Source organism: Marivita sp. (assembly GCF_020055675.1).
GTDB lineage: Bacteria > Pseudomonadota > Alphaproteobacteria > Rhodobacterales > Rhodobacteraceae > Marivita.
Genome location: NZ_JAIPUS010000006.1, coordinates 17,981 through 30,241 on the forward strand (window position 1 = coordinate 17,981; position 12,261 = coordinate 30,241).

13 protein-coding genes are annotated in these 12,261 nt (G+C 59.6%); 7 read left to right on the forward strand and 6 right to left on the reverse strand.

Annotation, left to right across the window (positions count from 1 at the left end; genetic code table 11):
- Positions 1-13 precede the first annotated feature (13 nt).
- Positions 14-247: a hypothetical protein gene (locus LCF59_RS06005; protein WP_292286542.1), complete on the reverse strand. Its 234-nt coding sequence runs from the start codon at positions 245-247 to the stop codon at positions 14-16.
- Positions 248-357: 110 nt separating this feature from the next.
- Here LCF59_RS06005 and LCF59_RS06010 point away from each other — a divergent pair, with 110 nt between their 5' ends.
- From LCF59_RS06010 to LCF59_RS06020, 3 genes are all read left to right on the forward strand, one after another.
- Positions 358-1,365 (forward strand): ligase-associated DNA damage response exonuclease, encoded by a 1,008-nt coding sequence (locus LCF59_RS06010; protein ID WP_292286543.1) that lies wholly within the window; start codon positions 358-360, stop codon positions 1,363-1,365.
- Positions 1,362-2,954, forward strand: coding sequence for an ATP-dependent DNA ligase (locus LCF59_RS06015; RefSeq protein ID WP_292286544.1), 1,593 nt, complete (start codon positions 1,362-1,364; stop codon positions 2,952-2,954). Before LCF59_RS06010 ends, LCF59_RS06015 begins: the two co-directional genes overlap by 4 nt.
- Positions 2,955-3,051: 97 nt before the next feature.
- Positions 3,052-4,872 (forward strand): M3 family oligoendopeptidase, encoded by a 1,821-nt coding sequence (locus LCF59_RS06020; RefSeq protein WP_292286545.1) that lies wholly within the window; start codon positions 3,052-3,054, stop codon positions 4,870-4,872.
- Between the two features lie 114 nt (positions 4,873-4,986).
- Here the strand turns inward: LCF59_RS06020 and LCF59_RS06025 are convergent, their stop codons facing one another.
- The gene (locus LCF59_RS06025) at positions 4,987-5,871 is read right to left on the reverse strand and encodes a hypothetical protein (RefSeq protein ID WP_292286546.1); all 885 of its coding nucleotides are present in this window, start codon (positions 5,869-5,871) and stop codon (positions 4,987-4,989) included.
- Positions 5,872-5,882: 11 nt separating this feature from the next.
- Positions 5,883-6,107, reverse strand: coding sequence for a DUF6471 domain-containing protein (locus LCF59_RS06030; RefSeq protein WP_292286547.1), 225 nt, complete (start codon positions 6,105-6,107; stop codon positions 5,883-5,885).
- A gap of 103 nt (positions 6,108-6,210) precedes the next feature.
- On the opposite strand from LCF59_RS06030, the gene LCF59_RS06035 reads away from it, so the two are divergent.
- Complete coding sequence (locus LCF59_RS06035; RefSeq protein ID WP_292286548.1) at positions 6,211-7,173, forward strand: IS1595 family transposase; 963 nt, start codon at positions 6,211-6,213, stop codon at positions 7,171-7,173.
- A 295-nt stretch (positions 7,174-7,468) separates the two neighbouring features.
- On the forward strand, positions 7,469-8,017 hold the full coding sequence (locus tag LCF59_RS06040) for a hypothetical protein (protein ID WP_292286549.1): 549 nt from the start codon (positions 7,469-7,471) through the stop codon (positions 8,015-8,017).
- Positions 8,018-8,633: 616 nt separating this feature from the next.
- Here LCF59_RS06040 and LCF59_RS06045 read toward each other — a convergent pair.
- Entirely contained in the window at positions 8,634-8,903 is a 270-nt protein-coding gene (locus LCF59_RS06045; protein ID WP_292286550.1) for a DksA/TraR family C4-type zinc finger protein, read from the reverse strand.
- Positions 8,904-9,229: 326 nt separating this feature from the next.
- On the opposite strand from LCF59_RS06045, the gene LCF59_RS06050 reads away from it, so the two are divergent.
- Positions 9,230-9,748 carry a glutathione peroxidase gene (locus tag LCF59_RS06050; RefSeq protein WP_292286551.1) on the forward strand — a complete coding sequence of 173 codons (519 nt, stop codon included), beginning with the start codon at positions 9,230-9,232 and terminating at the stop codon, positions 9,746-9,748.
- On the opposite strand, the gene LCF59_RS06055 is transcribed toward LCF59_RS06050, so the two are convergent.
- Together LCF59_RS06055 and LCF59_RS06060 are read right to left on the reverse strand one after the other, a co-directional pair.
- Complete coding sequence (locus LCF59_RS06055; RefSeq protein ID WP_292286552.1) at positions 9,749-9,985, reverse strand: YdcH family protein; 237 nt, start codon at positions 9,983-9,985, stop codon at positions 9,749-9,751.
- A 385-nt stretch (positions 9,986-10,370) separates the two neighbouring features.
- Positions 10,371-11,318, reverse strand: coding sequence for an MBL fold metallo-hydrolase (locus LCF59_RS06060; RefSeq protein WP_292286553.1), 948 nt, complete (start codon positions 11,316-11,318; stop codon positions 10,371-10,373).
- 126 nt (positions 11,319-11,444) lie between these two features.
- On the opposite strand from LCF59_RS06060, the gene LCF59_RS06065 reads away from it, so the two are divergent.
- Positions 11,445-12,200 (forward strand): SDR family NAD(P)-dependent oxidoreductase, encoded by a 756-nt coding sequence (locus LCF59_RS06065; protein WP_292286554.1) that lies wholly within the window; start codon positions 11,445-11,447, stop codon positions 12,198-12,200.
- Positions 12,201-12,261: the final 61 nt, after the last annotated feature.

Here is a 12,261-nt window from a genome sequence, read left to right on the forward strand (position 1 = left end):
CGTGCCGGCGCCGCTATTGTACCGTGGCGCCAACGCGCATCCCGGCATGTCCGGGCGCGGCAAAGACACAGCACATGCCGTTTGGCACCCGGTCGCGTGGTTTCGTCGCCTTGCCCCAAGGCGCAAGACTGACATCGAGACCGACAAAATCCAGCACCTCGGTCACCTGATGTGCCGGTGTTCTCAGGGCCGCCCCGGCCAAAGGCCCGCCCGACAAAAGACGTTGGCAAAATCCGGCGATGAGCATGACAGCCTCTCAATGGCCCAAGCGCTTACCCCAAGCGAGGCGCGCAGCTTGGCACTGCTCCGGCGATAGCGGCTCTGGCGATATGGGCTTTGCCTCCTATGTTTTGCGGTATGGCGAACGACGTACTCACCTTTACCGATCGCGGCATCTATTGCGCCGCTGGCGATTTCTTCATCGACCCTTGGCGCCCTGTGGATCGCGCGCTGATCACCCACGGGCACGCCGACCATGCGCGGCCGGGGCATCGTCGTTACTTGTGCACGGACGCCTGCGCGCCGGTCATGCAGCACAGGCTCGGGGATATTTCTGTAGAAACGGTTAAATTCGGCGAGTTTCGCAGAATCGGCGATGCGTCGGTCTCGTTTCATCCAGCCGGGCACCTGCCCGGATCGGCACAGATCCGGGTCGAGGTCGCGGGCGAGGTCTGGGTCGTCTCGGGCGATTACAAGGTGGTCCCCGACGGCCTTTCCGAAACCTTCGAGCCCGTGCGCTGTCACAGCTTCATCACCGAATGCACCTTCGGCCTGCCGGTTTTCAAATGGGCAGACCAGGGCGACGTGGCCCTGCAATTGAACGACTGGTGGGCCGCCAACGCCGCCGCCGGGCGGTGTTCGATCCTGGGTGCCTATTCGCTTGGCAAGGCGCAACGCCTGATGCGGATGCTGAACCCCGATGTCGGCCCGATCCTGACCCATGGCGCGGTGGAGGCCACCAATGCCGTTTTGCGTGGACAAGGCTATGCTTTGCCGGACACGGTCCAGGTCACGCCGGACCTGGATACCAAGGATTATCCCGGCGCCCTGGTGATCGCGCCGCCATCTGCGGTCGGGTCCAAATGGGCACATCGATTCGGCACATCGTCCACCGGATTCGCCTCCGGCTGGATGCAGCTGCGCGGCGTGCGTCGCCGACGTGCAGCGGACCGTGGATTCGTCGTGTCGGACCATGCCGATTGGCCCGGCCTGATGCATGCCATCGAATCCACTGGAGCAGAAAAAATATACGCAACGCATGGTTATACGGATATTTTTGCGCGATGGCTGAACAGTCAAGGGTATAACGCAAAGGTCGTGCCCACCGAATTCGGCGGCAATGACGATGAGGTCGACGCCGCATGAAAGACTTTGCAACGCTTTTCACAACAATTGACCAGACAACCAAAACGACTGCCAAAACAAAAGCTTTGGCGAATTTCTTCACGCAAGCCAGCGATGATGACAAACTCTGGACCATTGCGCTGTTTTCGGGACGTCGCCCAAAGCGCGCGGTCACAACCACCCAACTGCGCGAATGGGCGGCGGAACAGGGGGATATTCCGCTTTGGCTGCTCGAAGAAAGCTACCCGGTTGTCGGCGATCTGGCCGAGACCATTGCGCTCGTCCTGCCTCCGCCGAGCCGGCAAAGCGACCTGCCGTTGACACATTGGATCACCGAGCTGAAATCCTTGGTCACTGCCGACATCGAGACCCGCAAAGCGCGGATCCTGGACGCCTGGGATCAGCTGGAGGCAACTGAACGGTTTCTCTTCAACAAGTTGATCACCGGCGGGTTCCGCATCGGCGTCAGCCGAAAATTGATGACCCGCGCCTTGGCGCAAGCGACGGGCCAGGAAGAAGCCAGCCTGGCCCACCGCCTGATGGGCGGTTGGACGCCCGAGACAACCAGTTTCCACCACCTGATCGAAGCCGAGGATTCGGTCGCCGACGAAAGCCGCCCCTACCCGTTTTATCTTGCCTATCAACTGGACGATCCTCCCGACGGGCTGGGAGATCCCGAAGACTGGCTCGCGGAATGGAAATGGGACGGCATCCGCGGTCAGGTGATCCTGCGGGGCGGCACCCATCACGTCTGGTCGCGCGGCGAAGAATTGATGACCGACCGTTTCCCGGAATTCGGCCGCCTGCCCGATTTTCTGCCGAATGGGACCGTTCTGGATGGCGAAATCGTCGCGTGGGATGGCGACCAGCCCTATCCCTTCAACACGCTCCAGGCCAGGATCGGTCGCAAGACCGTGCCGAAAAAACTTCTCAAAGAGGCCCCGGTGATCCTCCTGTCCTACGATCTGCTGGAGGAAAACGGACAGGACCTGCGTCACCAGCCGCTCAACCACCGTCGCGCGCGCATGAATGCGATCTTGCAGGAACTGCCCCGGGACGCACCGATCCGCGTGGCGCCAGCGCTGCCCTTCGACACCTGGGACAGACTTGCCGACATCCGCGTCACCGCCCGCGATCACCGCGCCGAGGGGCTGATGCTCAAACGCAAGGACAGCCCCTATCTTTCAGGGCGCAAGAAAGGCGATTGGTGGAAATGGAAGCTCGATCCACTGACCGTGGACGCCGTGATGATCTATGCCCAGCAAGGCCATGGCCGCCGTGCCAACCTATTCACCGATTTCACCTTCGCGGTCTGGAACGGCAACGATCTGGTCCCCTTTACCAAGGCCTATTCCGGCCTGACGGACGAGGAGTTTCGCCAGATCACCGCCTGGGTCCGCAAGAATACGCAACAGCGCTTTGGTCCCGTGCGGCAGGTCACCCCGCATCACGTCTTCGAGATCGCTTTCGAGGGCATCCATGCCTCGCCGCGCCACAAATCCGGCATCGCGCTGCGCTTTCCGCGCATGTCCCGCTGGCGGCATGACAAGCCGCTGCAGGAGGCCAACACGCTCGACGATCTGAAGGAGATGCTCGAAACCTACGGTTGACACGAGCACCAGTCCCGTCGGGTCCCGCGCTATTGCCCCTTGAACCTGTCGGCCACACGGCACAGGTTCGAAGACAACGAAGAACAGGAGACACCCAATGCTGCGCACGCCTTCCCCCGTATATGACGCCAACGCCCGGAGCGGCTCCAGAGACCTGGGGGATCTGCCAGTGTGGGATCTGACCCACCTTTACGCCTCCGACGACGCAGCAGAGCTGAAACGCGATCTGGACTGGCTGGAAGAGGCCTGCCGCAGCTTTGCCGCCGATTACGAGGGCAAGCTGGCCGATCTGACAGGCGAGGCGTTCCTCACCGCGATCCACCGCCACGAAAAGATCGAGAATATCGCAGGCCGCATCATGTCCTACGCGGGCCTGCGGTATTACCAGCTGACGACCGACGCCCAGCGCGCGAAATTCCTGTCGGATCAGCAGGAAAAGATCACGATCTACACCACGCCGCTGGTGTTCTTCACGCTGGAGCTGAACCGCATCGACGATGCCAAGATCGACGCGCTCATGGAGGCGAATGACGACCTCGCGCGCTATCGACCCGCGATCCGCCGAATCCGCGCCATGAAACCGTATCAATTGTCCGACGAGTTGGAGAAATTCCTGCACGACATGGGTGTCGTCGGGGATGCCTGGGAACGGCTTTTCGACGAAACCATCGCCGGGCTGGAATTCGAAGTCGATGGTGAACTGCTCAGCATCGAGGGCACCTTGAACCTGCTCACCGAACAGGACCGCGCGAAACGCGAGGCCGCCGCGCGCGAACTCGCTGCCGTCTTCGCCGAGAACATCAAGACCTTCTCCCGCGTTCACAACACGCAGGCCAAGGAGAAGGAGGTCATGGATCGCTGGCGCGGCATGCCCACGGCCCAGACCGGGCGGCACCTGGCGAATGATGTCGAACCCGAAGTGGTCGAGGCGCTGCGCGATGCGGTGGTCGCCGCCTACCCCAAGCTCAGCCATCGCTACTACGAGCTCAAGCGCAAATGGCTGGGACTGGACGTGATGCAGGTCTGGGATCGCAACGCACCCCTGCCGATGGAAACCACCCGCATCGTGGATTGGGACGAGGCAACCGAGACCGTGATGACGGCCTATCACGCCTTCGATCCACGCATGTCCGACATTGCCAAACCCTTCTTCACCGATGGCTGGATCGATGCCGCCGTGAAGCCCGGCAAGGCACCGGGGGCGTTTGCGCACCCGACCGTGACGGATGTCCACCCGTATGTCATGCTCAATTACCTGGGCAAACCGCGCGACGTCATGACCCTTGCGCACGAGCTGGGCCACGGCGTGCACCAGGTGCTTGCCGCCGACCAGGGGGAAATGCTGGCCTCCACGCCGCTGACACTGGCCGAAACCGCGTCAGTCTTCGGCGAAATGCTCACCTTCCGCCGCATGCTCGACAATGCAAAAGACGATGCCGAAAAGAAGGTGCTGCTGGCCGGCAAGGTCGAGGACATGATCAACACCGTCGTCCGCCAGATCGCGTTCTACGACTTCGAATGCAAACTGCACGAGGCCCGTCGCGGCGGTGAGCTTACCCCGAACGACATCAACGCGCTCTGGATGTCGGTACAGGCCGAATCCCTTGGACCGGCCTTCGAATTCATGCCCGGCTACGAAACGTTCTGGGCCTATATCCCCCACTTCGTACACTCGCCGTTCTATGTCTACGCCTACGCCTTTGGCGACGGTCTGGTGAACGCGCTCTACGCGAATTACGAGGAAAACCCGGTCGGCTTCCAGGACAAGTATTTCAACATGCTCAAGGCCGGCGGCTCGAAGCACCACAAGGACCTGCTTGCCCCGTTCGGTCTCGACGCCAGCGACCCGAAATTCTGGGACAAGGGCCTGAACATGATTTCCGGCCTGATCGACGAGTTGGAGGCGATGGAAAGCTGAACCGCCCGCCTGTGTGAACCGTCGGATGCCTCCGGCGGGGATATTTCCGGCCTTATGTATCAAGCGCACCAGCCGGAGGGCTGAGGCGTGATTAAGGTGCTGGTGTTCACGCTTTTACTGAACTGCTCCCAATCCATGTTGTTCCAATTTGAGACGGTTTTGGGGGATGGCCTTAACCTTGGTAGACATGCCAAGCCCCATCCCACTTTCGGTATCAACCAAACTCATGGCTACATCAGTGAAGTGCTGGCTTTGAGGGTCTCCTGGGGTTTGATATCGCACGGAGCAAACGACGACAGGGGAGATCATTCCGCGTTCGAATCCCTCTCTGGATATTGGAATAGTAATTTTCGCCCGGTGTCGGTGCGGTTCTTGAGGAAAAATGCGGTGCCCGAACCGACTGCGCTTCTGGCTGGCGATAAATGGGCGGGCGCGGGTCTCCTCCGAAACGGTCATTTCCCTTTCAATCGCGGCAGTACTTGCGAAGTGCACATCCACAGCGATTGCAGGACTATGCCCATGGTTCACCAGAGTGGCGATAATTGCAATTCTGCCCCCATCATCTTTGAAGGCCAAGTCCGATCCAACTTCCAGCTTCAGGGACAACCATGGGCGAGTTTGAGCAACGCCAAATTCTCTAGTGTCGATAGCCATTCGCCGAGTGGCGATGAGAGTCCACCCCACAAACAGAACACCAACCAAGGTGATGCCAGCGATCCACAGCGTAGCTATGAACATCCCATAAGCCCACGCAGCCATGTCTTGCTGGGCCTTCAAGTCATATTGGGACTGCTTGTCTTCGCTATTGGCGGTTACGGATTTTACGACACACTCAAACCACGCAAAAACTCCATCTTGGCTCAGGCTGGTCCGACAGAACTCTATGCCTTTGCTAGCTGCGCTTGTTTGGTTTTGGGCTACCTCACCGCGCTGGCTGGCGTGATCCTGCTGATATCTTGAGAAGCTATCATAAGAGTAGAACACCCCGATCCCGATCAATGCGAGTGCTGCTATTCCAAGTGTAGCTGCGATGATCCAACCGCTTTTAGACATGCCAACATAAACGCCGCTGAAAACTTCCCTCGGGACAGCTTGTTGCGGACGTTCACCTCTTTTTCACTGATTCCTATATCAGCAAGCCTTTCAACAAGTTGAGCGTAAGTCACCCCTTTGCGCTTCAACTCGGCCTTGAGCAGCCCCGCTGCTTGCGCCTCCCAGTCTGTTTGCTCTGGCATGTATCACCCATATAAATAAAAGTACTGTTTTCATTACATAGGGTATTGTATCCGATACGTCTAGGTACTATATTCGTTACGTAAGCAATGGATACAGTACAAAATGGCACAGCACTTTCTTCTCTCAGCAGCGTCCCGCACCCTCAGCCTGCGTTCGATCTACAAGGCAGGCGAGGAAGCGGCCTACCAGACGTTCTGCGAAATGCGCTGGCCTGAGACCAATGGCGAAGCGGTTTGCCCGCGTTGCAGCCATGACGAAACGTACAAGATCACCACGCGGCGCAAGTTCAAGTGCAAGGCATGTGCGCACCAGTTCAGCGTCACATCCGGCACGATCTTTGCCAGCCGCAAGATGGACTTTGTGGACCTGCTGGCGGCGATCTGCATCATGGTCAACGCCTCCAAGGGCGTGAGCATGATCCAGCTTTCCCGCGATCTGGACTGCCAGTACAAGACAGCCTTTGTGTTGGCCCACAAGCTGCGCGAAGCGATGGCGCAAGAAGTTCAGACAGGCGTTGTGCTTGATGGTCACGTCGAAGTTGATGGCGCTTACTTCGGCGGTCACGTTCGCCCTGAAAACGCCAAGGCAGACCGTAAGGATCGTCGCTTGAAAGAGAACCGTTCTGATAAGCGCCGCGTCGTTGTCGCTATGCGCGAACGTCCGGGCCGCACACTGCCGTTTGTTACCCTCTCTGAGGGTGAAGGCGTGGCGCTGGTGAATGAGCACGTCAGCCGCATGGCGACTATCTCAGCTGACGAAGCAAGCCATTGGGACCTGCTACACGCGGGCTGGAACGTCGAGCGCGTGAACCACAGCGAAATCTACAGCGACCACGGCAAGCACACCAACATGGCAGAAAGCTACTTCTCACGCCTCCGTCGCATGGTGGGCGGTCAGCACCACCACGTTAGCCCGCAGTACCTTCACCAGTACGCGAACCACGCGGCATGGATGGAAGACAACCGCCGCACCGACAACGGCACTCTGGCACACACGCTGGTCAGCAACGCGATGGATGCACGGGTTAGCAGGACTTGGAAGGGCTACTGGCAGCGGGCGGCTTGAAGTTGACGGTGATCAATGCTGTAACACTTCTGGTAGCAATGGAGTGAATTGTTGCAAATTGACACGGACGCGATAGAACTATTTGTTAGACAGTCTGGTGCATACGGCTTTTGGGGCTTCTTGCCTTCGTTTTCATAATTTGGGGGTTGCCACATATTCCCCCGATCGGGACCGCAGTTGGGACATTTTTGAACGATAGGCACAGAACAAACTTGGCGCACAAGCGTTCTATGCTTAAGTTACAGAACAAGAAGAACCAAAACAAAGACGGCAAGAATGAAGGAGGGAAGGCACCGTGACACAACTATCTTTTCTGACCTCAGTTGCTTTGCCGATAGTTCTAATCGCGCTGGTCTTCTCGCTTCCTTGGGTGCGAAAGAAACTAGACGTATGGGTAAAACACTCCCAAGAGCGATCAGAACTTATTGACGAATACCACGCTAACGCGATGATATTCTTGAAAAATACCGACCCTAACGCACACGCCGAACTTAGAGAAGTTGTCGTGTCGATGGGGGACGCCATGATGGATGGCGCGAAACTCATTCGGCTTGTCCTCTTTAGTAGGGCGCTCAATGGTCGCGCAGACGACACCGGCTCGGAAGCTGTGGCTGAGGGCGTTGCGGCGTTGAGCGACACTGCTCAACACGCGATGGCGCACGCTATGGGTTCCGCTCTTATCGTTTCTTCGCTAAACGCTGTATTTTTGGGTAGCTTTTACCGGTCGGCGCTAATGCTGGTGCTAAAAAGCCGCGAAGACCGTGAGCTGCGCGAACCTGCTCAAATTGTGTATCGCTACAGTAGGGCCGGACCGCGTTGGACCACCAAGCCTACGGCTTGCTAAGCCCTACGGGGCCAGCCTCCACACCCGCCCCTCACGCCGCACCACCCCACGCGCCTCTAGCCTCACAAGCGCCATATAGGCGCGCTGCACCGCGCTCTTGCGGGTAATACCTGGCACTGTCTCCTCTATGGCGTCAGCGATCTGTGAGGACGTACAGGGCAGCATAGACAGCGCCAGCCGCTTGCACCTGCCGCGAGACAATGGCCTGTCGTGCGTTCTGGCTGGCTTCTCGACGCCGCGCAGAGCCATCAGGGCTTCTACATGCTCAAGCCCTTCGCCCGCGCGATACAGCGCCAGCAGCGCGTTGTTGATGGTTCGATCCTGCATACCCCGCATGATGATTCACACGGGGCAGAAGATCAGCTAGATTGTTGGTGCGTTTGATACATAAGGCCGGATATTTCCGGCAAGAAGAAAGCCGGTAACGCGATCTTAACCAATCCGCGCCAGCCTGAAGGCGCGGTACAGGCGGGGACGCCGATGACCGCGCAAGGAGAAGGTCACACCTTCTTTCAGGGGTGTCGGCACCTGCGGGCACCCCTTTCTTCTTGCTGAAAATATCCTGGGGGTTTGGGGGCAAAGCCCCCAAGGCACTTGCCGGGGCCCGCGCCCGCGTTCACTTCAACTGGCTGTCTTTCGACCCGCGACGGTTGACGCCGCCACGCGCCACACGGGCTCCATCGCGATCCTGCTGGCATTCGATACACAGCTTGACCCCCGGCAGGGCGGCGCGCCGCTTTTGGGGGATCGGTTCATCACAGTCCGCACAATGGGTGCGGCTCTCGCCCACCGGTGACCGCCGTGCTTTCAGCCTGGCCAGCTCATCGGTGATCGAAGCATCTATTTGCTCCTGCACCGCGCCGTCACGGGTCCATCCCCCTGCCATGTTCCGTCCCTCCACGTCGTTCCCCGCAATATGGGCAGGTCCGATGCGCCTCGCAAGCGGCTTGTCGCCTCGCTGGCATCCCGCCATGTCGAGACCCTTCGAGACAAGCGGAGACCGCCGGTTTGCGGCGGCGCGGCGTTCGGATCAGGGTTGGCGCCTATGGTGGCGCACAAGATGATCACCCCGGTCACCTTCCACAACATCCCGATTTCTGAGAACACCGGTCATGCCCACGGGCGGGATCGCAGAGCGGTCATGTATTGTGCAAGCTTTGAGGCTTTTCTTGTCGCCGGACCCGGCTATATCCCGGGCAAAGGAGAAATGACATGCGCAGAGTTCTGGCGGTCCTGTTGACCTTGTTCACCTCGCTTGGCCACGCGGCCCCTGCGGGGTTCACCTTCCCGTCGATCGACGGCGGTGAAATCACCTTGTCCGACTGGCGCGGACAACCGGTCCTTGTCGTGAACACGGCGTCGCGTTGCGGATTCACATCGCAATATGACGGTCTGCAGAGGCTCTATGACACCTACAGGGACCTGGGATTGGTGGTCCTGGCCATCCCGTCTGACGATTTTCGGCAGGAATTGGCGAGCAACGATGAGGTCAAGGATTTCTGCGAGGTCAATTTCGGTCTGGATTTCCCGATGACAACCATCACAGCGATCCGTGGCGAGGACGCCCATCCCTTCTACAAGTGGCTGGAGGCTGAAGCCGGGTTCGCCCCAAGCTGGAATTTCAACAAGGTGCTGATCGCCCCGGATGGCAGCGTGGCCGCGACATTCGGCTCCAACGCGCGGCCAATGTCCCGGCCCGTGACCCAGGCGATCACATCTGTCTTGCCCTGATCAGCCCTGCAAGTAGCTCCAGATCTCGTCCTTGAGCGCCCCGCGCTTCTTGCGCAGCTCGGTTTCGGAGAACGTGTCGATCGGCTCGACATTGGTTTCGGCCCGATGAACCGCGCGGTTGATATCGTGATAGGTCTCGAAAAGCTTGGCGAAATGCGCGTCTGACTGCTTCAAGGCGCTCATTTGATCGACATGCTCTGGGAATTCCTCGGCCAATTCATGCGGCGTATGTGACAATGGTCCACTCCTTTGTTGGTTACCTGTCTTTCACCCTGTCAGAGCCACCATCGCCCTGCCTTGACCCGGATCAAATACCATTCACTCGCGAAGCTTTCTGCGGGTGCGGCGCGGGTCGGGATCGAGGCGACACGCTTGGCCGCGGAGTTGATCCACCATCTGCATGATCGATATTCGGCTGCATGTCATGCCCCTGTCGCGGTGATCCCTTGTCGCGGTGATTTTGCGCGGCCCTGGGCCGACCAGCGGACGGCACACTCCAGACCGGGCGAAGACGCGTTGACGCCTCTTCGCGTTTCCGTAACGGAAATGGGCGGGGGCCAGCCCCCGTCGCCCTTGGCGACTCCCCCGGCATATTTTCAAAGAGAAGAAGAGCGGGCGCGTGTCACTCCCACTCCATCTCCTCAAAGACCCGGCCCGCATTCTTGGTTGCCAGTTCTTCGAACGTGTCGAGATGATCCCAGTTCGACTGGTCGACATAATAGGCGCTGGCCAGGTCGCCGCCCTCTTCGATATGTGCGCCGATCCTGGCGCGCAGGTCCTTGACGTAATCCGAGGTATAGCGCGTGACTTGCGCCATGTTCGTCGGGTGGCCGTGACCGGGGATCACATAGGTCGCCCCAAGCGCCGTGAAGGGGCCGTCAAAGGTTTCGATCCAGGCATCGGTGTCGGTTTCGGGAAAGATCGGTGGCATCCGTTCGTGAAACGCGATGTCGCCGGCGATCACGATGTCCCATTGCGGAATCCAGACCTGTGTGTCGCCCGGATCGTGCGCCGGGCCAAGGTGCAGCACCTCGAATGTCACGTCACCCATCTGGATCACGTAGTCGTCGTCGAAACTGATAGTCGGCACCACCACCGTGGTGCCCTCGGCCCGGTCACGGTTATAGTTCTGCATCCCTTGCAGAATGAAATCCCCGTTCTTTTCCACTTCGGCGATCGCATCGGCATGGGCGAGAATATCGACGCCCTGTTCGGCCCAATAGCTGTTGCCCAGCATGGCGTGGCCCTGCCCGTTTTCATTGATGACCAGCTTCACCGGTTGGTCGGTCACCGCCTTGATCTCGTCATGCAGCGCCTGGGCCAGCCGAGCCGACGCGCCGCCATTGATGACCACAACGCCATCACCGGTCACGACAAAGCTCAGGTTGTTGTTGTGGCCGGCGTTTTCATAGGTCGGCGGGGCGGTGGCGCCAATGGCGGAAAAGACATGCGGAATCACTTCCACGGGTTTGTTGTAGAGCTCGGATTGCGGATACTTGTCGGCAATGTCTTCGCTTGCGCTGACGGCACCGGCGCTGAGTCCGATTGCAAGGATGTGGGTCATTCGCATGGGTGGTCTCCTCCTGTCGTGTACACATTCACGAATGCGAATAACAAATGCAATCCCTTTCCGATCAGGTGGCTTGTCACGGCGCGCGACGCGGGTAGTGTCGGGATCAAACTGTGGGGGGATGGCATGACCTTGGACGCGAAACACGCCCTTGTCACCGGTGGCGGCACCGGCATCGGCCTTGCCATTGCAAAGACGCTTTGCGCGCAGGGCGCTGTTGTGACGATCACCGGACGCCGGACCGACGTGCTGGAGCAGGCAGCGCAGGCGCATGACCTGTCACCGCAGGTGATGGACGTGCAGGACGAGATGGCGGTCGTGGACGGGATTGCACGGGCCGTGGCCCGGCATGGCCCCGTGCAGATCTGCGTGCCCAACGCCGGAGTCGCCGAGGGCCGCGCGCTGCACAAGACCGATATGGCCTTCTGGCGCAGCATGATGAACACCAATATCGATGGCACCTTCCTGACAATCCGCGAAAGCCTAAAGTCGATGCATGACACCGGCTGGGGGCGCGTCATCGCGATCAGTTCGATCGCCGGGCTGCGCGGGCTGAAGGGGGCGCCCTGCTATACCGCCTCCAAACATGCGGTGGTGGGGCTGATCCGGGGGCTGGCCGCAGATTATCTTGGGAAGCCCTACACCTTCAACGCCATTTGCCCGGCCTATGTAGACACCGATATCGTTCCGCAGAACATCGACCGCATCATGGCGCGCACGGGACTGAGCGAAGACGAGGCGAGCGACGTCATGGTCGGGGCCAACCCGCATGGCCGCCTGATCCCCCCCGAGGAAGTGGCCGAAGCGGCTCTTTGGCTGTGCGGCCCGAACTCCGGCAGCGTCAATGGTCAAGCCATCCAGATCGCCGGCGGCGAGATGTGACCGAGACCTGCGACCCTGCAGGCGGCATGTCCTGTCGCGGGCGGATGCACGAGATTGAACT

Excerpts from the sequence above, each read along its gene's own strand:
- LCF59_RS06005 (WP_292286542.1), bottom strand. The coding sequence starts at position 247 with ATGCTCATCGCCGGATTTTGCCAACGTCTTTTGTCGGGCGGGCCTTTG.
- LCF59_RS06010 (WP_292286543.1), top strand. The coding sequence starts at position 358 with ATGGCGAACGACGTACTCACCTTTACCGATCGCGGCATCTATTGCGCC.
- LCF59_RS06015 (WP_292286544.1), top strand. The coding sequence starts at position 1,362 with ATGAAAGACTTTGCAACGCTTTTCACAACAATTGACCAGACAACCAAA.
- LCF59_RS06020 (WP_292286545.1), top strand. The coding sequence starts at position 3,052 with ATGCTGCGCACGCCTTCCCCCGTATATGACGCCAACGCCCGGAGCGGC.
- LCF59_RS06030 (WP_292286547.1), bottom strand. The coding sequence starts at position 6,107 with ATGCCAGAGCAAACAGACTGGGAGGCGCAAGCAGCGGGGCTGCTCAAG.
- LCF59_RS06035 (WP_292286548.1), top strand. The coding sequence starts at position 6,211 with ATGGCACAGCACTTTCTTCTCTCAGCAGCGTCCCGCACCCTCAGCCTG.
- LCF59_RS06045 (WP_292286550.1), bottom strand. The coding sequence starts at position 8,903 with ATGGCAGGGGGATGGACCCGTGACGGCGCGGTGCAGGAGCAAATAGAT.
- LCF59_RS06050 (WP_292286551.1), top strand. The coding sequence starts at position 9,230 with ATGCGCAGAGTTCTGGCGGTCCTGTTGACCTTGTTCACCTCGCTTGGC.
- LCF59_RS06060 (WP_292286553.1), bottom strand. The coding sequence starts at position 11,318 with ATGCGAATGACCCACATCCTTGCAATCGGACTCAGCGCCGGTGCCGTC.
- LCF59_RS06065 (WP_292286554.1), top strand. The coding sequence starts at position 11,445 with ATGACCTTGGACGCGAAACACGCCCTTGTCACCGGTGGCGGCACCGGC.